We start from the raw sequence: 18,623 nt of genomic DNA on the forward strand, positions 1-18,623 counted from the left end.
GATACGACTAGTTGCGCACGAGGCTCACGAAGATGTCTTCGAGCGAGCTCTGCGTCGTTTGCAGATCCTTGAAGCGCACGCCGGCTTCATCGACATGGCGCAATAGCGCGATGATTCGACCCGGCTCGTCATGGGCGTCATAGGTGTAAGTCAGTTCGTTGCCGTCGGCGGACAATTGCAGGCCGTAGGGCGCGAGCGACGCGGGCACGGCAGCCAGCGCGTGATCCAATTGCAGCGCGAGCTTCTTCTGCCCGAGCTTGCGCATGAGTTCGGCCTTCTCTTCGACCAGCACGATCTCGCCGCGATTGATCACGCCTACGCGATCCGCCATCTCTTCCGCTTCCTCGATGTAATGCGTCGTGAGGATGATGGTCACGCCGTTCGCTTGCAGTTCGCGCACGAGGTTCCACATGTCGCGGCGCAGTTCGACATCGACGCCGGCCGTCGGCTCGTCCAGAAAGAGAATCTGCGGCTCGTGCGCGAGCGCCTTGGCGATCAGGACGCGCCGCTTCATGCCGCCCGAAAGCGTCATGATCTTGTTGTCCTTTTTGCTCCAGAGCGACAGCGACTTCAGCACCTTCTCGACATGCGCCGGGTTTTTCGGCCGGCCGAACAAGCCCCGGCTGAACGATACGGTCGCCCACACGGTTTCGAAGGCGTCGGTGGTGAGTTCCTGCGGCACGAGCCCGATCATCGCGCGCGCGGCGCGATAGTCCGTGACGATGTCGTGTCCGTTCACGGTGACCGTGCCCGAGCTGGGATTCACGATGCCGCAAACCGTGCTGATGAGCGTGGTCTTGCCCGCCCCGTTCGGACCGAGCAACGCGAAAATCTCGCCGCGCCGGATTTCCAGATTCACGTCCCGGAGCGCGCTGAACCCCGACTCGTAGGTCTTGGAGAGGTTTGAAATGGTAATGATGGTTGGCATGGCACGGACGATAGCAGATAAGGCGCGATCCGGCTGGATCGAACGGGGCTTTCAGGGGTCGTCCGTTTGGCCGATGCACGGCGCGTGCCGCGCTGCATACAATGGGCGTCTGATCAAGGGAGCCGACATGCTGTTCGAACAGATTCAAACCGCTTGCATCAACGACGCGGACGTGCCGTGGGTGCCCTTCACGCCATACAGCGAGCACGTGCTCGTCAAATACTTCAAGCTCGATCCGGTTCGCGGCGAAACCATCGCCCTTTTGAAGGCGCCGGCGCGCGGACAAATGCCGCGGCATCGGCATACGGGCACGGTAATCGTCTACACGGTCGAAGGGCGCTGGAAGTATCGCGAACATGCGTGGATCGCGGACAAAGGCAGCATCGTGTACGAGACCGCAGGTTCCAGTCACACGCCGGAAGCCGTTCCAGTGGTGGACGGCAGCGATCAGATCGTCACGCTCAACATCATTCAGGGCGAGCTGCTCTTCGTAAACGAAAACGGGCAAATACTTGCCGCCGAAGACTGGCGCAGCGGCTGGGAGCGCTACGCTGCCTATTGCCGCGCGCATGGATTAAAAACACGCGACTTGACGGCGTTCGGCTGAAGGCGTGGTTAGAATCGTGCATCGCACAAACATCCATTGGAGGAAGCGCGCATGAGCATACAGACGGTGGGTATCGTCGGAGCGGGAACCATGGGCAACGGCATCGCGCAGGTCGCGGCCGTGGCGGGATTCGACATCGTGCTGATCGACGTGACGGACGCCGCGCTCGCCAAGGGCGTGGCCACGCTGACGAACAGCCTGGAACGGCTGGTGTCGAAAGACAAGCTGCAAGCGTCGGTGCGCGATGCCGCGATTGCGCGCATCCAGACATCCACGGATTACGGGCGGCTCAAGGACGCGGATATCGTCATCGAGGCGGCCACGGAGAACGTCGAGCTCAAACACCGCATTCTGAAGCAGATCGAAGCAGCGGCGCGGCCCGAGGCGATCATCGCGTCGAACACATCGTCTATTTCGATCACCGCGCTTGGCGCAACGCTTGCGCGGCCCGAGCGGTTCATCGGCATGCACTTCTTCAATCCGGTGCCGCTGCTGCAACTCGTCGAAGTGATTCGCGGCGTACAGACGAGCGACGACACCGCGAACGCCGTGCGCGCGCTCACCGAGAAGCTGGACAAGTCGCCCATCGGCGTGAAGAACTCGCCTGGCTTCGTGGTCAACCGCATTCTCGTGCCCATGATCAACGAAGCCTTCTTCGTGCTCTATGAAGGCGTGGCGAGCGCCGAGGAAATCGACGCGGGCATGAAGCTCGGCGCAAACCATCCTATCGGTCCGCTCGCGCTTGCCGATCTCATCGGCCTCGATGTCTGTCTCTCGGTCATGGACGTGTTTCTGAAGGATTTCGGCGATTCGAAATATCGAGCGTGCCCGCTGTTGCGCGAACTCGTGTCCGCGGGTTATCTCGGCCGCAAGACGAAGCGCGGCGTTTATCGGTACGACTGAGCTCAGGCTTACGCGCTTTTCGGCAGACGCTCTCGGTCGTGCAGCGCGGCGAAGTCAAGCACGGGACCGGCCGGCACGATCCCGGTCGGGTTGATCGAGCGATGACTCTCGTAGTAATGCCGCTTGATGTGCTCGAAGTTCACCGTGTCCGCGACTCCCGGCATCCGGTAAATCTCGCGCGTGTAGTTGGAGAGATTCGGATAATCCGCTACGCGCCGCAGATTGCATTTGAAGTGGCCGGCGTACACGGCGTCGAAGCGCACGAGCGTCGTGAACAGTCGGATGTCGGCTTCGGTGAAGCGCTCGCCCGCGAGATAACGGTGCGAGGCAAGGCGCGCATCGAGGAAGTCGAGGGTATCGAAGAGCGGCTGCACGGCTTCCTCGTACGCGGCCTGGGTGGTCGCGAAGCCCGCTTTGTAGACGCCGTTGTTCACGCTGTCGTAGATGCGCGCGTTGAGCGTGTCGATCTCCGCGCGCAACTCGGGCGGATAGTAATTGCCCGCTTTGGCGCCCTGGCCGTCGAACGCGGCATTCAGCATGCGAATAATCTCGGACGACTCGTTGCTGACTATCGTGCCGCGCGCCTTGTCCCAGAGAATCGGCACGGTCACGCGGCCGGTGTAGCTCGCGTCCGCCGCCGTGTAGACCTGATGCAGAAAGCGCGCGCCGTTGATGGCGTCGGGCACGACGCCCGGACCATCCGCGAAGGTCCAGCCGTTTTCGAGCATGAGCCAGTGAACGACCGAGATGCCGATCATTTCTTGCAGCCCCTTGAGCGCGCGCACGATAAGCGTGCGATGTGCCCACGGACACGCCAGGCTCACGTACAAGTGATAACGGCCCGCTTCCGCCTTGAAGCCGCCCTCGCCACTCGGACCGGGCGCGCCATCGGCCGTGACCCAGTTGCGAAACGCCGCGTCCTTGCGCACGAAGCGCCCGCCAGTCGATTTCGTGTCGTACCACTTGTCCTGCCATTGCCCGTCGACGAGAAGTCCCATCTGCATGCTCCCTGATCGTTGTTTGCGTCATCTCCAAGCACGTGGTGGACCGCGCCGCTGCTCTTGCCGTACCATCGCGCCGATGAACGTTCGATGGAGTCGAACATGTTATCCGAGGAAGAACTCGCCCTGCTCGATGCAATCCGCTCGACCGGCAGTCTTTCCCGCGCGGCGGCGCGACTAGGCCGCGCGCCCTCGACGATCTCGCATGCCGCGCGGCAACTGGAAACGCGCTTCGACGCGCTGCTGTTCGACCGCCGTCGCTACCGCCTGCAACTGACGCCAGCGGGCCATCTTCTCGCCGATGAAGCCGCGCGTCTGATGATCGACGTGTCGCGTCTGACGCAGCGCGTGAAGCAGATCGCGAGCGGCTGGGAAGACCGGTTGTGGATAGTCTGCGACGAGATACTCGAGTTCGAGACCTTGCTGCCGGTCGTGCAGGCGTTCGACGCGCTCGCGTCCGGCGTAACCCTGCGGATGACGCATGAAGTGCTGGGCGGTACGTGGGAAGCACTGCGCGATGGCCGCGCCGACCTCATCGTCGGGGCGACGAACGAACCGCCCGCGATTCCCGGCCTGCGCTGGTTCGAACTCGGCGTGATGGAATGGGTGTTCGCCGTGGCGCCGCGCCATCCGCTGGCGAAGGCGGCAGAACCGCTCGGGCGCGAGCAGATCGCGGCGCATCGCGCGGTGGCGGTCGCGGATTCATCGCATGGATCGGCGGGACGCGCTTACGGCGTGCTCGGCGGACAAGCGGCGCTCGCCGTGCCGGGCATGCGCGCGAAGATTCTTGCTCAACGGCAAGGACTTGGCTGCGGTTGGGTGCCGAAGCATCGAGTGGCTTCGTTGCTGGCGCGTGGCGAACTGATCGCAAAGCAAACCGGCGATCCGCGCGAGCCTAACGTTCTATACGTGGCATGGCGCGGCGATCACGAAGGCCGCGCGTTGCAATGGTGGATCGAGCAGTTCCGTCAGGCGCGTCTGGCCAGGCGTCTGGTCGATGGCATCGACGCGTTCGCCTGAAATTACGGCAGCTTGACTACCGAAGGCAACGAAAAGACCAGACAGCATAAAAGCCACAGCGAATATACGAAGAGGCCTCGCAGCCGCCTGCGCCGCCGGCCGTCGTCTTCACGTGCTTGCATGAGCATGATTGCCATCTCGTCGAGTGATCGTTTCGTTAAGCGTATGCGAAGCCACCGCACATTGCCAGCGCGCCCGAATACCGTGCGCCATCGGCAATTTTTAGTAGTATGGATTGGATGCCGCCGAACTTACCGCTATGATGCCGGCGCTAAAACGCCCCGTCTCACTGATTTCTCTTCATTCAAGGCACCATGTCCACCACTCCGAACGGGCCGCCGAATTTGAACCCGCGACAGCCAGTCGATATCGCGCGCATTCTGCTCGTCATTGCCATTCTGACTGCGCTGACTGTTGGCAGCCTTTATATCCTGCGGCCGTTTCTGCCGGGGCTGATCTGGGCCACGACGATCGTCGTCGCCACCTGGCCGTTGATGGTCGCGGTGCAACGCCGCTGCGGCAATCGCCGCTGGGCCGCGACGACTGTCATGCTGCTCGTGCTGCTGATCGTCATCGTGCTGCCGTTGTATCAGGCTATCTCCACGCTCGCATTGCACGGCGTCGAGATCATGTCGGCCATCAAGAGCCTGCCCACGTATGCACTTCCCCCGCCGCCGAGTTGGGTACACGACGTGCCGCTCGCCGGTCAGCGCGTCTCGGCCGAATGGCAGACGCTTTCCGACGCCGGCCCCGGCGGCCTGCTCGCCCGCATCGAACCGTATGTGACGATCGCAGCGCGCTGGATGCTGTCGCACGCAGCCGTCGTCGGGGTGTTCGTGATGCACATGGTGATCACGATCATCATCTCCGGCATCCTATACATGCAGGGCGAGGCAGCGGGCCGCTTCATCGTGCGGTTCGCAACGCGGGTTGCCGCGCAGCGTGGCGCCGAAGCCATCAAGCTCGCCGGCCTCGCCATTCGCGCGGTGGCGCTCGGCATTGTCGTGACGGCCGTGACGCAATCGGCGCTCGGAGGAATCGGCTTGTGGATCGCGGGCGTGCCGGCCGCGGGCATCATCACCGCCGTCATGCTGATGTTGTGCCTCGCGCAAATCGGGCCGCTCTTGCCACTGCTTGGGGGCGTCGCCTGGCTTTTCTGGCACGGGTCGCACGTCGCCGCGATTCTGTTGCTGATCTGGTCGATCATGATTGCCATGCTCGACAATTTTTTACGTCCCATACTCATCCGCCGCGGTATCAATTTGTCGATGCTGCTGATTCTTTCCGGCGTGCTTGGCGGCATGTTCGCATTCGGAATTGTCGGATTGTTTATTGGCCCGGTCATTCTCGCGGTCACCTCGGCAATATTGAACGCGTGGATCAACGAACAGCCTTCATTGCCGCAAGTAGACGCCATGAGTAAGGAAGAGCTGACCGGATCGACGGCCGCGCGAGGCATAAGCGACGTATGAGCGGACGGCGCAAAACATTACGCCTATATCTGCTGAACCGGCACTGGGCGCAAAATTAGGAAAACACCTAAAGCGTATCTAACGCGATACAAATCCAGCTTTATATTTTGAATCATCCCAAAATAAGAAATCGCTTAAGCAATGGCTTAGGACTCTGATTAATTTGAGAATACGCAAGCAAACACACAATGTTTCGCTGTGAATTAAAGAGACATATTCCGCTACAATGCACTTCTTTGATACTTGCCCTCTCAGGGCGTAGGGGAATGACCATGTCTCTGCGCGACGTGGACGTCATCGACTACATCGGAGTGAATTCCTTGCTCAAGCGCGTGTATGTCGGGATATTCGATGAATGCGACTGGCACGATGAAAAAATGCATGAGGATTTGCTGACGCGGAAAATAGACGGCTATAACCGTTATATTCGCTCAGGTCAGTTACTTATGAATTATCCGCACGTTCGCGGATATCAGATCGTATTTGAATACGTGTCGATGCACAAAATGACGCCCAGCGCGCTGCAGTATTGGAAAACGCGTGAGCGCGTCATCCACGCGGCGGGTTTCGATGTACGTGTGCGCGCCGTGGATGTTCGGCGCTCGCTCGGCATCAAGGTCGACGACGTCGCCAAGGTCGAGGCCGAGTTGGTCGAACCCGCGGCTATCGAAGTGCTCGATGCGGACCCGCGCAGTCGCCTCGCCGACGTGACCGACATCTCTTATCTGCCGCCGTTGATGCCTTCCAGGGCGCAACAGGCGCAGACTCTCCCGGCGGTTCTTACCCGCCTGTCGTTGCGGCGCGCGGCAATGAACTGAATTTCGTTGTACTCGGAGCCGTTCGGTGCGCGACGAGCGCGCTTCGGAAACACGGGTGAGCTCTCACGGGATACACCGGTGAGCCAATTCGGGAAGCAAATAAAGCGGCGAGGCCTGAAAGCCTCGCCGCTTTTTCTTGGGCACTTCCGAAGTTACTGCACCAGACTCAACGCCGACGTTGCGATGGACGGCACGGCAATATTATTGGTCTTCGCGTACTGCACAGCCTGCGTAAGCGTCTGCATCAGCGATTGCAACTGCCCCGGCGCCGATTGCGCGATATACGTTGCCGCCTGCGCCGTGCCAGGATTTGAGCCGGCCTGCATGAGCGAGGACATGTTCATCGAATTCTTGACCGAACTCAGATTCGATTGCAGCCCCGCGTATTGTTTGACGCCCTGACCCAGCGAAGCTAGCCCATCCGTGAAAGTTTGCTTGCTCGCGGCCGTCGGCGGCGTGGTCGATCCACTGGAAAAAGCCTGAATCAGCGATTGCGACACGCTTTGCTGCGTACCGCCAAGCTGCGACAGCGCACTGCTGCTCGGCACACCGCCGCTCCCCGACGCGCTCGACAGCAGTCCCGCCGCCGACTGCGCCTGACTCGCGACGCCGGACATTCCCATGGCCGAAGCAAGATTCGATTGTCCGCTCAACACTTGTTGATTCGCGCCGAGATAGCTTTGCACTAGCGAACCCAATCCCGACGACTGCGTGCCCGCGCTGCCCGACACATCCGACTTGCCGCTGCCAAATCCGAACTGCTGCAGGTTGATTTGCGCGTTGGATGCGACCGGCGCGACAAGCGCTCCCGTCAAACCAGCCGCCAGTAGCGCAAACCTCAACGAGCGCTTCACCATGTTGCGTTCCTCCATTTGACTTGTCCGATGATCGAACAGGCTCGGTTCGACCTTCAGACAAATTGACGGTTCGCGCTGTTTACATTTGCTTGCGATTACGTCAGGAGAAATGTTCGGCGAAATCATTTTTGCTGGCGAAGCTCCGGAAAATCCTCTTCCCAGAATTCGAACTCGCCGCGCACGGCAGTGTTGGTGCGAGCGGCTTCCTGTCGACGAAGATCGACGCGCCGAATCTTGCCCGAGATGGTTTTCGGCAACTCGGCGAATTCGATTCTTCGAATGCGTTTATATGGCGAGAGCCGCTCGCGCGAAAACGCGAACACGCTTCGCGCCAGTTCCGGTCCGACTGCGAAGCCGTGTCGCAGGGTAACGAACGCCTTCGGCACGGAGAGCCGTAACGGGTCCGGACTCGGCACGACAGCAGCTTCCGCGATCGCCTCGTGTTCGATCAACACGCTCTCCAGCTCGAACGGACTCAGCCGATAGTCCGAAGATTTGAACACGTCGTCCGCGCGGCCGACGTAGACGAAGTAGCCATCCGCGCCGCGCGAGGCGACGTCCGAGGTGCGATAGAAGCCGCCGCGCATCGCGTTTTCGGTGGCGGTCGGGTTATCGGCGTAACCGGTCATCAGGCCGAGCGGCGGCGGATTCAGCACCAGCGCGATCTCGCCTTCGTCGGCGAGCGCGCCATCTGGATCGAGCAGCGCCACGCGGTAACCGGGCAGCGGACGTCCCATCGACCCCGGCGCAACCCGCTGACCCGGCGTATTGGCGATCTGCGCGGTGGTTTCAGTCTGGCCGTAGCCATCGCGGATAGGCACGCCCCACGCCGTGTGCACGCGCTCGACGACCTCGGGATTGAGCGGCTCGCCCGCCCCGACGATCTCCCGCAGCTTCACCGCGTAGGACGCCAGCGGCTCTTGCACCAGCATGCGCCACACGGTCGGCGGCGCGCATAACGTGGTGATGTCGTATTGCACGAGCGCATCGAGCGTGCGCGCCGCATCGAAGCGGCTGAAGTTGTAGATGAAGACGCAAGCCTGTGCATTCCACGGCGCGAAAAAGCAGCTCCACGCGTGCTTTGCCCAGCCCGGCGAGCTGATGTTCCAGTGCACGTCGCCGGGTTGCAGGCCGATCCAGTACATCGTCGAAAGATGCCCGACCGGATAGCTCTCGTGCGTATGCGCGACGAGCTTGGGCTTCGACGTTGTGCCCGAAGTGAAGTACAGCAAATAGGGATCGCTGGCGTTCGTTTCGCCATCTGCGGCAAAGTCCGGCGACGCTTCGTAGGCCGCGTCGTAGGCAAGCCAGCCATCGCGCGGCTCGCCCACGGCGAAACGCAGTCCCGTCACGTCGATGCCTTCGAACTTGTGCGTCTCGCCCGCATCGACGATCACGTGTTGCACGCGTCCAAGCGCGATGCGGTCGCGCAAGTCGGCAGGCGCGAGTTGCGTGGTCGCGGGCAGCACGATAGCGCCGAGCTTCATCGCGCCGAGCATGGTCTCCCACAACTCGACTCGGTTCGGCAGCATCAACAAGATACGCTCGCCGCGCGTGACGTTCAGCGCGCGCAAATGATTGGCGACGCGCGCCGAACGCTCGCTCATCTGCGCGAATGAAAGACGCGTCTCGCCGCCACCTTCGTTGACGATATGCAACGCAGCCGCATGGTTGCCGCGCGCCATCGGATCGAAATAATCGAGCGCCCAGTTGAAACGACTAAGCGCCGGCCACTGAAACTCGCGATACGCGGTGTCGTAATCGGTGCGATGTCGCAGCAAAAAGTCGCGTGCTTCGATGAAAGGCTCTGCCGGGTTCATTTCGTCTCCGTGATTGTTTTGATTGCCCCGTGCGGCGCGTGCTTGAAAGCCGGTTTCAGAGCTGACGCGCGATCACCATGCGCTGCACTTCGCTGGTTCCTTCGTAAATCTGCGTGATGCGTGCATCGCGATAATGCCGCTCCACCGGATAGTCTTGCAGATAGCCATAGCCGCCGTGAATCTGGATGGCATGCGAACAGACGCGCTCCGCCATCTCGGACGCGTACAGCTTCGCCTGCGAAGCCTCCGACAAACACGCAATGCCCTCGGTGCGCATGCGCGCCGCGTGCAGCACGAGCAGGCGCGCGGCGTTCAGTTGCGTGTGCATGTCGGCGAGCATGTTCGCGACCGACTGATGCTCGAGAATCGGCTTGCCGAACTGGCTGCGATCGTGGGCGTAGGCGCGCGCCGCGTCGAAGGCCGCGCGCGCGATGCCGAGCGCCTGCGCCGCAATGCCAATGCGCCCGCCTTCCAGATTCGACAACGCGATCTTGAGTCCTTCGCCGCGCTTGCCGAGCAGGTTCGCAGCGGGAATCGCGCAATCGTCGAAGGTGATGGCGCAGGTATCCGATGCGCGAATGCCGAGCTTGTGCTCTGGCGGCCCGACATTGAAGCCAGGCGTGCCGGTCGGCACGATGAACGCCGAGATGCCGCGCTTGCCGAGTTCGGGATCGGTCACGGCGAAGACGATAGCCACGCCCGCGCGCTTGCCGTTGGTCACGAACTGCTTGCTGCCCGAAAGCACCCATTTGCCGTCGCGCTCGGTTGCGCGCACGCGCAGATTGTTCGCTTCCGAACCCGCCTGCGGTTCGGTGAGGCAGAACGCGCCGATCACTTCGCCGCTCGCGAGCTTCGGCAGCCATTCGGTCTTCTGCGCGTCGGTGCCGAAAGCGAGGATCGGGCCGCAGCCGACCGAGTTGTGCACACTCATCAACGTGGCGCAGGACGCGCAGCCCGCCGCGATTTCTTCCATCGCGAGCGCATAGGCGGTGTAGTCGCTGAACGTGCCGCCGAGTTCCGCAGGCACGATCATGCCGAGCAAACCCAGTTTGCCGAGTTGCCGCACGACGGCGTCGGGCAACGCGCCGTCCCGGTCCCACTGACCCGCGTTCGGCGCAAGCACTTCGGTCGCGAACTGACGCGCGGCGTCGCGAATCATGCGCTGCTCTTCGGTAAGAAAACTGTCGATCATGGTTGGAGCCCGTAGAAGGTGCCTGAAGCGATCGGATAAACTTGCTCGCCGCGTCTTTCGGAAACGGCGCTGCGGCGCGTTGCAAGTCATGCCTCGATCATGCGCGGCGCGCGTGGCGTGTGCACGAGTCTAGGCAATCGCCGGACATTAGCCGATGCCTGAAACGATCACGCTAACTGAGCGCTTTGGCCACCTAGTGACAACCCCAACATCCACGAAGGACATCGAACGGGATTCGATCGCCGCGAGTCTCGTCGACGCAGCCTTGCGCTGCGCACAAGCACGCGGCGTCGATCGCGCGATGCTGCTCGACGCCGCGCAGATCGCGCCCGCGCTGCTCGACACGCCGCATGCGCGCGTCACGCCCGCGCGGTACGGCCGCCTGTGGCACGCCATCGCCGACGCGCTCGACGACGAGTTCCTCGGCCAGGACGCGCACCCGATGCGGCGCGGCAGCTTCGTGCTGATGTCGCACGCCGCGTTGAGCGCGCGCGACGGCGCACAGGCGCTCGGGCGCATCGCCGGATTCATGCGGCTCGTGCTGGACGAGTTATCGTTCGAGCCGGATATCGGCGCGACGCGCGTGCGCCTCTGGCTGAACGACGGCCACGGCGAACGCGAGCCCAAGAGCATGTTTGCCTGCGCGACCGGCTTCATCCTCGTCTATGGATTGTTGTGCTGGCTCGTCGGGCGACGCATTCCGGTGCTTGCGGCCGATTTTCGTTGCGCGGAGCCAGCGGATAGCGACGAATACCGGCTGATGTTCTGCGACACCCTTCGTTTCGACGCGCCGCGTTCATTCGTCGATTTATCGCCCGAATGCGCCGCGCTGCCCGTCGTGCAGACAACCGCCACGATCAGGCGCTTTCTGCGCGACGCGCCCGCGAACTTCATCGTCAAGTATCGGAATTCGGAATCGCTCGCGGCGCGCATTCGGCAGCGCTTGCGGCAGACCGCGCCGGCCGACTGGCCCGAGGCGGACCGCATGGCGGCGGAATTGAATATCGCGCAGGCCACCTTGCGTCGGCGTCTCGCGCAGGAAGGGCTGACGTATCGAACCATCAGGGACGCGCTACGCCGCGATCTGGCGCTCTCGCGTCTTGCGGATACCGACGAAACCATCGCTCAGATTGCGAACGCGCTCGGCTTTGCGGAACCGAGCGCTTTCCGGCGCGCCTTCAGAAAGTGGACGGGCGTGCGGCCGGCGGATTATCGCCGCGCACGCTGAGAGCGCGCGGATATCGACGCTGCTATATTGAGGCGTCGAAGAATTGCCCACGGAGCGCATCATGACGAAAGCACGGCCCGACGAACCCGCGACGCCCACCCACGAAGAGGAGTTGCTCGACGAAGCGCTGGATGAGACCTTCCCGGCAAGCGATCCGATTGCCGTGGACGCCGAGCCGGAAGACAACGAGGAACGCAAGCGGGCTAAGTAAGACTCAGAGGGGATCGTTCGGACCCGGTTCATCCGGAGTCGAAAGGAGCGTCACCAGTTTGTCGACGTGCTGATGCAGCAACTTCACATGCTTGTCGATCTGTTCGAGACGGCCGGAAAGGTCCGCCTTCGCCGCTTCGCTCATGCGGTCGGAGGCGATGAGTTCATCGGCCTTGGGCAGCATTGGCTCGACTTGCAGCAAACCTAGCTGGCGTTCCAGCCGACGCAAATCCTGCGACAGCAGTTCGCGATTTTTGCGAAACAAAAGATCGCGACGATTGGCTTCCGCCTGCTGCTGCGCGAGATCGGCCACGCGGCGCGTTGCTTCCGTTTGCGACAACAGCGGATCGGGACCGCGCAACACGGAACGCTTGGGCGCGGGATGCGCCGTGCCGCGGAACACCGCGACGGGCGCTTCTTCGTCGAGCGCGCGTTGCACGCCGGAAGGCACTTCGGCGGGGTTGCGGCGCTCGTCCATCCAGTGCGGCGGCAAGCCCGTCACGAGCTCGATACCGCGCACGAATTCCTCGTTGAAGTCGCGCTGACCCGCGACGATGAGCTTCATCAGCGAAGGCGAGAAGCTCATCATCCGCGCGAGTCGCGCAGCGCCGCCCGGCGAACCCACCAGAACATTCAGGTTGGCTCGCCAGACGACGAATAGCGTTTCATCGAAATCTTCCATGAAAGGGCTCCCGGCTGACCGATGCACCCAAAGGCGCATGTCGACAATGCGCGCGTTCGAGTCGCGCGCCAGCGCTTCCGGCTTGCGCTTCTTGCGTCCGTGCGCCGTGGGGCGCGCTTCACCTGCAGATTCATACCGCATCAAACACCATACTACCTTGATCGGCAAGCCCGGCGGACATAAGGGTCCGCGCTAATGGCGCCGGTGATTACGACTGGAACGCGACAGGCCACGCAAAGAGCGCTTGCCAACCCGTCGCGGCCACTATATTAAGGCTCGTTGCGCAAATAGCCCACCTTGCTCGGATCGAGCATGCGCCAGGTCACGACAAGCGAGATGGCGCACATGGCGGTGACATACCAATAGAACGCCGATTCGCTGCCCGCCGACTTCAGCCACAACGCCACATATTCCGCCGATCCGCCGAACACCGCATTAGCGACGGCGTACGACAGCCCGACGCCCAGCGCGCGCACTTCGGGCGGAAACATCTCCGCCTTGATGAGACCGCTGATCGACGTATAAAAGCTGACAATGGCAAGCGCGGCCACGACCAGAACGAACGCCATGAACGGGCTCGTCACGTCGCGCAACGCGTGCAGCAGCGGCACCGTGCAGAGCGTGGCGAGCGCGCCGAACCAGAGCATCGACTGACGACGCCCGATGCGGTCCGACAGCGCGCCGAAAAGCGGCTGCATGATCATGTAGACGAACAATGCGCCCGTCATCACGTTACTGGCCGTCTTGGCGTGCATGCCCGCCGTATTGACCAGATATTTCTGCATGTACGTGGTGAACGTATAGAAGATCAGCGATCCGCCCGCCGTGAAGCCGACCACGGTCATGAACGCGCCCTTGTGCTGCATCAGGCCGCGCAAAGTGCCGGCTTCCTTGCGTTGCCGCGATTCGGCGGTCGTGGTTTCTTCGAGCGAACGACGCAGAAAAAGCGAGATCAGCGCCGCGCAAGCGCCGACGAAAAACGGCACGCGCCAGCCCCACGCCTTGAGCTCTTCGGTCGAGAGAAACATCTGAAGGATGACCAGCACAAGCAGCGCGGCCAGCTGCCCGCCGATCAGCGTCACATATTGAAACGATGCGAAGAAACCGCGACGGCCGCGCAGCGCCACCTCGCTCATATAGGTTGCGCTCGTGCCGTACTCGCCGCCGACTGACAAGCCCTGGAACAGCCGCGCGATCAGCAGAAAGAACGGCGCCCACGCGCCGATGCTCGAATACGTCGGCAGAAAAGTGATGACGAGCGAGCCGCCGCACATCATCAGCACGGAAATCATCATTGCGTTGCGGCGGCCGTGTTTGTCGGCGATACGGCCGAAGAGCCACCCGCCGATCGGGCGCATGAGAAAGCCCGCCGCGAACACGCCCGCGGTATTCAACAATTGCGTGGTCGGATTGCCGCTCGGGAAGAAGGCCGCCGAGAAATACAGCGCAAGGAACGAATAGATATAGAAGTCGAACCATTCGACGAGATTGCCCGACGATGCCCCGACGATCGCGAATACGCGGCGACGGGTATCTTCAGCGGTGTAGGCGGGAATGTCGTTCATGGGTAGTCTGTTCCTGGTCTCGGCGTTTGATCGGCCGGCACGACATTGCCGGGGCGAATCGCTCTGCGGCGTTCGGGCGCAAGTTTATACGACGATTCGCGGAAAAGCGCGCAAAGATGATTGTGATTTCCCCGATGCGGCGCGCGACAAAGGCGGCATCCATCTTTATGCTTTCAGCCGACGCGGCTTGTCGCCAAAGCCTTCGCGCGGCTTACGCCATTCGCATGTTTCCCGGCGTGGCCACGGGTTAGGGAATTTCCCTTATCGAACACGGCGCCGCGGATTTATCGATAAAGTCTCGCTCGTCCATCATTGGAGTTTCGTATGAACATGCCGCGCCTTATCGTGCTGAACGACGCGTTGGCGTCGAAATTCGCGCAAGTCGCGCTGGGTCATCTCACGCGCGAGTATCCCAACAAGCTCGATCACGTCATGGCGAGCGCAGCGGACGTGCAAAGCCCGCGCGCGCTGCATCCCGTCTTCTATGGCAGCTTCGACTGGCATTCGTGCGTGCATGGCTATTGGCTGCTTGCGCGTCTCGTCGACCGCTTTCCCGCGCTACCCGAAGCCGCGCGCATTCGCTCGGTCATCGACGAACATTTCACCGATGCCAACGTCGCCGCCGAAGTCGCCTACCTCGAACGCCCGGCGGCGCGCGGTTTCGAACGGCCCTACGGCTGGGCGTGGCTGCTCGCGCTCGCGGGCCAATTGCGCTCGATGCACACCGAGGAAGGCGCGCGCTGGGCCCGTACGCTGCAACCGCTCGCGGATGCCTTCGTCGCGCGCTTCGTCGAATTCCTGCCGAAGTCGACGTATCCGCTGCGAGTCGGCACGCATTTCAACATGGCGTTCGCGCTGACGCTGGCGCTTGGTTATGCGCGTGTGGTTCGTGATGGCGATTTCGAACGCCTTCTCGTCGATACGGCCACGCGCTGGTTCGCCAATGACGAAGCCTGTCAGGCGTGGGAACCGGCCGGCGACGAATTCCTCTCGCCGTCGCTGATGGAAGCCGTGCTGATGCGCCACGTGTTGCCCGATGCATCGTTCACCGGCTGGCTCGAACGCTTCTTGCCGCGTCTTGCCGTGCGCGAACCCGCGACGCTCTTCGTGCCGGCCACCGTCACCGATCGCAGCGACGGCAAGCTCGCGCATCTCGACGGCCTGAACCTGAGCCGCGCGTGGTGTCAGCGGACCATCGCGCGGGCGCTGCCTGCGGGCGATGCGCGCATCGGCGTGCTCGACGCGAGCGCCGACGAGCATCTGGCGGCGGGCATTGCGCACGTGGCGGGCGACTACATGGGCGAACATTGGCTCGCCACGTTTGCGTTGCTGGCGCTGGAAGCGTGACGCGCCGAGCGCCACGCTGAATCAGACGCGCGGCTGGAACGCGATGACCGCCATTCCCGCCAGCGCGATGACCGCGCCCGTCACGTCCCACGTCGTCGGCCGGATGCGATCCACGGCCCACAGCCATGCGATCGCCACACCGATATACACGCCGCCATACGCCGCATAGACGCGCCCTGCAGCCGCATCGTGCAGCGTGAGGAGCCACGCGAACAACGCAAGCGAAAGCGCGCCGGGCACGATTAGCCAGGGCGAGCCATCGAGCTTCAGCCATCGATACGGAAAGTAGCAACCGGCGATCTCCGCGATGGCCGTCACGACATAAAGCAGAAGAGTTTTCATGGACAGTCGGGCAGCGGGTTCGACGCGCATTATCGGCTGCTTCGGCAGCAAGCGTCGCCCTGACACGGCACAATGACGCCTCTTGCTCACCTCGCCCTGCAATTGAACGCTCCCGACACTATCGAGCATCCGGCCGCCGTGCCGGTGCACTGGCACAAGCGCGTGCTGACGCTCGCGTTTCCCATCGTCCTCGCAAATCTTACGCAGCCGATTCTAGGCGCGGTCGATACCGCCGTCGCCGGTCATCTCGACGGACCGCAATATATTGGCGGCGTCGCGCTCGGCGGGCTCGTTTTCAGCTTCGTGTTCTGGAGCTTCGGCTTTTTGCGCATGGGCACGACGGGCCTCGTCGCGCAGGCGTTCGGTGCGAACGATGCGCTTGCCCTGCGCGCAAGCGTATTGCGGGCGATGCTGCTCGCGCTCTTCATCGGCATGGCGGTACTGGCGTTACAGGTGCCGATCATCCGTTATGCGCTCGCCGCGCTCGGCGGTAGCGCGGCCGTCCAGAGCACGGCCAGCGCGTACTGCCATGCGCGCATCTGGGCCGCGCCCTTCGCGCTTGGCAACTACGTCGTGCTCGGGATGTTGCTCGGCTGCCAGCGCGTGCGGCTCGCGCTCGTCACGCAAGTGTTCATCAACGTGGTGAATATCGTGGCGGTCCTGCTATTCGTGTATCGCTTCGGCTGGGGTATTTCGGGCATCGGCGCGGCCACGGCGGCTGCGGATTTTTGCGGCTTCGCGCTCGGTCTTGCGATTCTCTGGCGTTTGCGTCCACATGGACTTCCGGCGCTCGCGCTGCGCACGCTGCTGGACGCGCGCGCGATGAAGCGCCTCGTCGCGCTCAATCGCGACATCTTCATTCGCACACTGTGCCTGCTCGGATCGTATGGATGGTTCGCCCACATGGGCGCGCGTCAAGGCGATGCGATCCTCGCGGCGAACGCCGTCCTGCTCAACTTCCAGACCTTCATGGCCTTCGGACTCGATGGCTTCGCGCACGCCGCCGAAGCGCTGGTCGGCGCGGCCACGGGCGCGCGCGACCGCCACGCGTTTCGCCAGGCCGTGAAGGTGACGATGCTGTGGTCGGTGATCGGCGCGGCGGGCTTTTCGCTCGTTTATTGGCTCGCGGGCGAGTGGATCATCGACCAGCTCACGGATCAGCGGGACGTGCGTGCCGCCGCGCTGCGCTTCTTGCCTTGGGCCGTGGTGATGCCGCTTGCATCGGTCATCAGCTTTCAGCTCGATGGCGTGTTTATCGGCGCGACGCGCACGCGGGAGTTGATGGTGTCGACGGCTGTATCGCTTGGCATCTTTCTATTTGCCGCGTGGTTGCTGAACGGCTGGTTCGGCAACCACGGATTGTGGCTCGCGCTCGCCATCTTGATGATCGCGCGCGCCATTACGTTGCTGGTGCAGTTGCCAGCAATCGAGCGGAGATCGTGCGTGGATTGACGTGGAGTGGATGGCCTGACTCAATCCGCCTTCGCCTTCAACGCCGCCATGCCCTCCAACAACGCCTTGTGAAACGCCACCGGGTCCTGCATCTGCGGCGCATGACCGAGCTCGGCAAACTCGACGAGCTTCGCGCCCTCGATCCGCTGCTGTGCAAGCTTCGCCAGCTCAGGATATCGGCCCAGCGTCGGGCGAATCTCCGGCGGCGCCAGATCCTTGCCGATGGCCGTCGTGTCCTTATCGCCGATCATCAGCAGCGTCGGGGTTCGTAACTGATCGAACTCATAGACGACAGGCTGCGTATAGATCATGTCGTACAGCAACGCCGAGTTCCACGCGACCGCATCTTTCCCCGGTCCGCGATACATTCCCGCAAGCATCTGCACCCACGGTTCGTAGTCCGCGCTCCAATGCCCCGCGTAATACGTGCTGGTCTCGTAGCTGCGGATGCCGTCGGCGGTGGTCTTGAGCTCGCGCGCATACCAGTCGTCGATGGAAATGGACGGCACGCCCTTCGCCTTCCAGTCTTCCAGACCAATGGGATTCACGAGCACGAGTTGCTCGGTCTCGCGCGGGTACATCAGCGCATAACGCACCGCGATCATGCCGCCCGTCGAATGCGCGATCAACGTGGGATGCGTGACGCCAAGCGCCGCAAGCAGCGCATGCGTATTGCGCGCGAGCTGCTGGAAGCTGTACTGATAACGCGCCGGTTTGGTGGACTTGCAAAAGCCGATCTGGTCCGGCGCCACCACGCGATACCCGGCTTCGCTCAAGGTATCGATGGTCTTTTTCCACGTCGCCGCGCAGAAGTTCTTGCCATGCAGAAGCACGGCCGTGCGGCCATTGGGATGCGCGGGATGCACATCCATATAGGCCATCTGGACGACCTGCCGTTGCGACGAAATGGAGAACCGCGCGACCGGATAAGGATAGTCGAAGCTTTGCAGTTCAGGTCCGTATGCTGGGCCATCGTTGGCGGGCGCGTCTTGCGCGTGAGCCTGGCTCGCGGTGAGCATCGTGCAACACGAGACGAGCGACAGCAGCAGGTTTCGCGCGATATCGAGCTTGCGGCGCTTGGCGTTCATTGGCTTCCTTCCATTCGTTTCGATGCGGCCTTCGCCTACGGCGCGGCCCGAGCCGACGCATTCTAGCGTGGATGAATTTCTTCCGTTCCAT

The 18,623-nt window shown here is 62.5% G+C and carries 19 protein-coding genes; 10 read left to right on the top strand and 9 right to left on the bottom strand.

The window, feature by feature from the left end; translation table 11 throughout:
- Positions 1 to 7 precede the first annotated feature (7 nt).
- Positions 8 to 928, bottom strand: coding sequence for an ABC transporter ATP-binding protein (locus NCR40_RS18800; RefSeq protein WP_244829274.1), 921 nt, complete (start codon positions 926 to 928; stop codon positions 8 to 10).
- 127 nt (positions 929 to 1,055) lie between these two features.
- Between NCR40_RS18800 and NCR40_RS18805 the strand changes: the two genes are divergently transcribed.
- Together NCR40_RS18805 and NCR40_RS18810 are read left to right on the top strand one after the other, a co-directional pair.
- Positions 1,056 to 1,535 carry a 2,4'-dihydroxyacetophenone dioxygenase family protein gene (locus tag NCR40_RS18805; RefSeq protein WP_250510247.1) on the top strand — a complete coding sequence of 160 codons (480 nt, stop codon included), beginning with the start codon at positions 1,056 to 1,058 and terminating at the stop codon, positions 1,533 to 1,535.
- 51 nt (positions 1,536 to 1,586) lie between these two features.
- Positions 1,587 to 2,438: a 3-hydroxybutyryl-CoA dehydrogenase gene (locus NCR40_RS18810; RefSeq protein WP_244829272.1), complete on the top strand. Its 852-nt coding sequence runs from the start codon at positions 1,587 to 1,589 to the stop codon at positions 2,436 to 2,438.
- 8 nt (positions 2,439 to 2,446) lie between these two features.
- Here NCR40_RS18810 and NCR40_RS18815 read toward each other — a convergent pair whose 3' ends face one another.
- The gene (locus NCR40_RS18815; RefSeq protein ID WP_250510248.1) at positions 2,447 to 3,436 is read right to left on the bottom strand and encodes a glutathione S-transferase family protein; all 990 of its coding nucleotides are present in this window, start codon (positions 3,434 to 3,436) and stop codon (positions 2,447 to 2,449) included.
- A gap of 105 nt (positions 3,437 to 3,541) precedes the next feature.
- Between NCR40_RS18815 and NCR40_RS18820 the strand changes: the two genes are divergently transcribed.
- The 3 genes from NCR40_RS18820 to NCR40_RS18830 all read left to right on the top strand — a co-directional run bounded on the left by NCR40_RS18820 (position 3,542) and on the right by NCR40_RS18830 (position 6,749).
- A complete protein-coding gene (locus tag NCR40_RS18820; protein ID WP_250467415.1) occupies positions 3,542 to 4,459 on the top strand; it encodes a LysR substrate-binding domain-containing protein in 918 nt (305 codons plus the stop codon).
- Positions 4,460 to 4,773: 314 nt separating this feature from the next.
- Positions 4,774 to 5,931 (top strand): AI-2E family transporter YdiK, encoded by a 1,158-nt coding sequence (gene ydiK / locus NCR40_RS18825; RefSeq protein ID WP_250510249.1) that lies wholly within the window; start codon positions 4,774 to 4,776, stop codon positions 5,929 to 5,931.
- 272 nt (positions 5,932 to 6,203) lie between these two features.
- Positions 6,204 to 6,749, top strand: a complete 546-nt coding sequence (locus NCR40_RS18830; RefSeq protein ID WP_250510250.1) for a DUF6572 domain-containing protein — start codon at positions 6,204 to 6,206, stop codon at positions 6,747 to 6,749.
- A 152-nt stretch (positions 6,750 to 6,901) separates the two neighbouring features.
- Here NCR40_RS18830 and NCR40_RS18835 read toward each other — a convergent pair whose 3' ends face one another.
- From NCR40_RS18835 to NCR40_RS18845, 3 genes are all read right to left on the bottom strand, one after another.
- On the bottom strand, positions 6,902 to 7,621 hold the full coding sequence (locus NCR40_RS18835; RefSeq protein ID WP_370652187.1) for a hypothetical protein: 720 nt from the start codon (positions 7,619 to 7,621) through the stop codon (positions 6,902 to 6,904).
- A 107-nt stretch (positions 7,622 to 7,728) separates the two neighbouring features.
- Positions 7,729 to 9,426 (bottom strand): AMP-binding protein, encoded by a 1,698-nt coding sequence (locus NCR40_RS18840; protein WP_250510251.1) that lies wholly within the window; start codon positions 9,424 to 9,426, stop codon positions 7,729 to 7,731.
- A 55-nt stretch (positions 9,427 to 9,481) separates the two neighbouring features.
- Positions 9,482 to 10,615, bottom strand: coding sequence for an acyl-CoA dehydrogenase family protein (locus NCR40_RS18845; RefSeq protein ID WP_350029308.1), 1,134 nt, complete (start codon positions 10,613 to 10,615; stop codon positions 9,482 to 9,484).
- Positions 10,616 to 10,772: 157 nt separating this feature from the next.
- Between NCR40_RS18845 and NCR40_RS18850 the strand changes: the two genes are divergently transcribed.
- Together NCR40_RS18850 and NCR40_RS18855 are read left to right on the top strand one after the other, a co-directional pair.
- Complete coding sequence (locus tag NCR40_RS18850; protein ID WP_502800997.1) at positions 10,773 to 11,846, top strand: AraC family transcriptional regulator; 1,074 nt, start codon at positions 10,773 to 10,775, stop codon at positions 11,844 to 11,846.
- A gap of 61 nt (positions 11,847 to 11,907) precedes the next feature.
- Entirely contained in the window at positions 11,908 to 12,057 is a 150-nt protein-coding gene (locus NCR40_RS18855; protein WP_250467420.1) for a hypothetical protein, read from the top strand.
- Positions 12,058 to 12,060: 3 nt separating this feature from the next.
- On the opposite strand, the gene NCR40_RS18860 is transcribed toward NCR40_RS18855, so the two are convergent.
- Together NCR40_RS18860 and NCR40_RS18865 are read right to left on the bottom strand one after the other, a co-directional pair.
- Positions 12,061 to 12,738 (bottom strand): hypothetical protein, encoded by a 678-nt coding sequence (locus tag NCR40_RS18860; protein WP_250467421.1) that lies wholly within the window; start codon positions 12,736 to 12,738, stop codon positions 12,061 to 12,063.
- 269 nt (positions 12,739 to 13,007) lie between these two features.
- Positions 13,008 to 14,303: an MFS family transporter gene (locus tag NCR40_RS18865; protein WP_244829262.1), complete on the bottom strand. Its 1,296-nt coding sequence runs from the start codon at positions 14,301 to 14,303 to the stop codon at positions 13,008 to 13,010.
- Here NCR40_RS18865 and NCR40_RS18870 point away from each other — a divergent pair.
- Together NCR40_RS18870 and NCR40_RS18875 are read left to right on the top strand one after the other, a co-directional pair.
- Positions 14,302 to 14,631, top strand: a complete 330-nt coding sequence (locus NCR40_RS18870; RefSeq protein ID WP_250510254.1) for a hypothetical protein — start codon at positions 14,302 to 14,304, stop codon at positions 14,629 to 14,631. The two genes, NCR40_RS18865 and NCR40_RS18870, sit on opposite strands and share 2 nt — an antisense overlap.
- A 2-nt stretch (positions 14,632 to 14,633) precedes the next feature.
- Complete coding sequence (locus tag NCR40_RS18875; RefSeq protein ID WP_502801002.1) at positions 14,634 to 15,650, top strand: DUF2891 domain-containing protein; 1,017 nt, start codon at positions 14,634 to 14,636, stop codon at positions 15,648 to 15,650.
- Between the two features lie 21 nt (positions 15,651 to 15,671).
- Here NCR40_RS18875 and NCR40_RS18880 read toward each other — a convergent pair whose 3' ends face one another.
- On the bottom strand, positions 15,672 to 15,992 hold the full coding sequence (locus NCR40_RS18880) for a YnfA family protein (protein WP_250510256.1): 321 nt from the start codon (positions 15,990 to 15,992) through the stop codon (positions 15,672 to 15,674).
- A 72-nt stretch (positions 15,993 to 16,064) separates the two neighbouring features.
- Between NCR40_RS18880 and NCR40_RS18885 the strand changes: the two genes are divergently transcribed.
- A complete protein-coding gene (locus NCR40_RS18885; protein ID WP_250510257.1) occupies positions 16,065 to 17,444 on the top strand; it encodes an MATE family efflux transporter in 1,380 nt (459 codons plus the stop codon).
- A gap of 20 nt (positions 17,445 to 17,464) precedes the next feature.
- Here the strand turns inward: NCR40_RS18885 and NCR40_RS18890 are convergent, their stop codons facing one another.
- On the bottom strand, positions 17,465 to 18,532 hold the full coding sequence (locus NCR40_RS18890; RefSeq protein WP_502800998.1) for an alpha/beta fold hydrolase: 1,068 nt from the start codon (positions 18,530 to 18,532) through the stop codon (positions 17,465 to 17,467).
- Positions 18,533 to 18,623 lie beyond the last annotated feature (91 nt).

This window comes from Caballeronia sp. GACF4 (assembly GCF_023631025.1).
Lineage (GTDB): Bacteria > Pseudomonadota > Gammaproteobacteria > Burkholderiales > Burkholderiaceae > Caballeronia.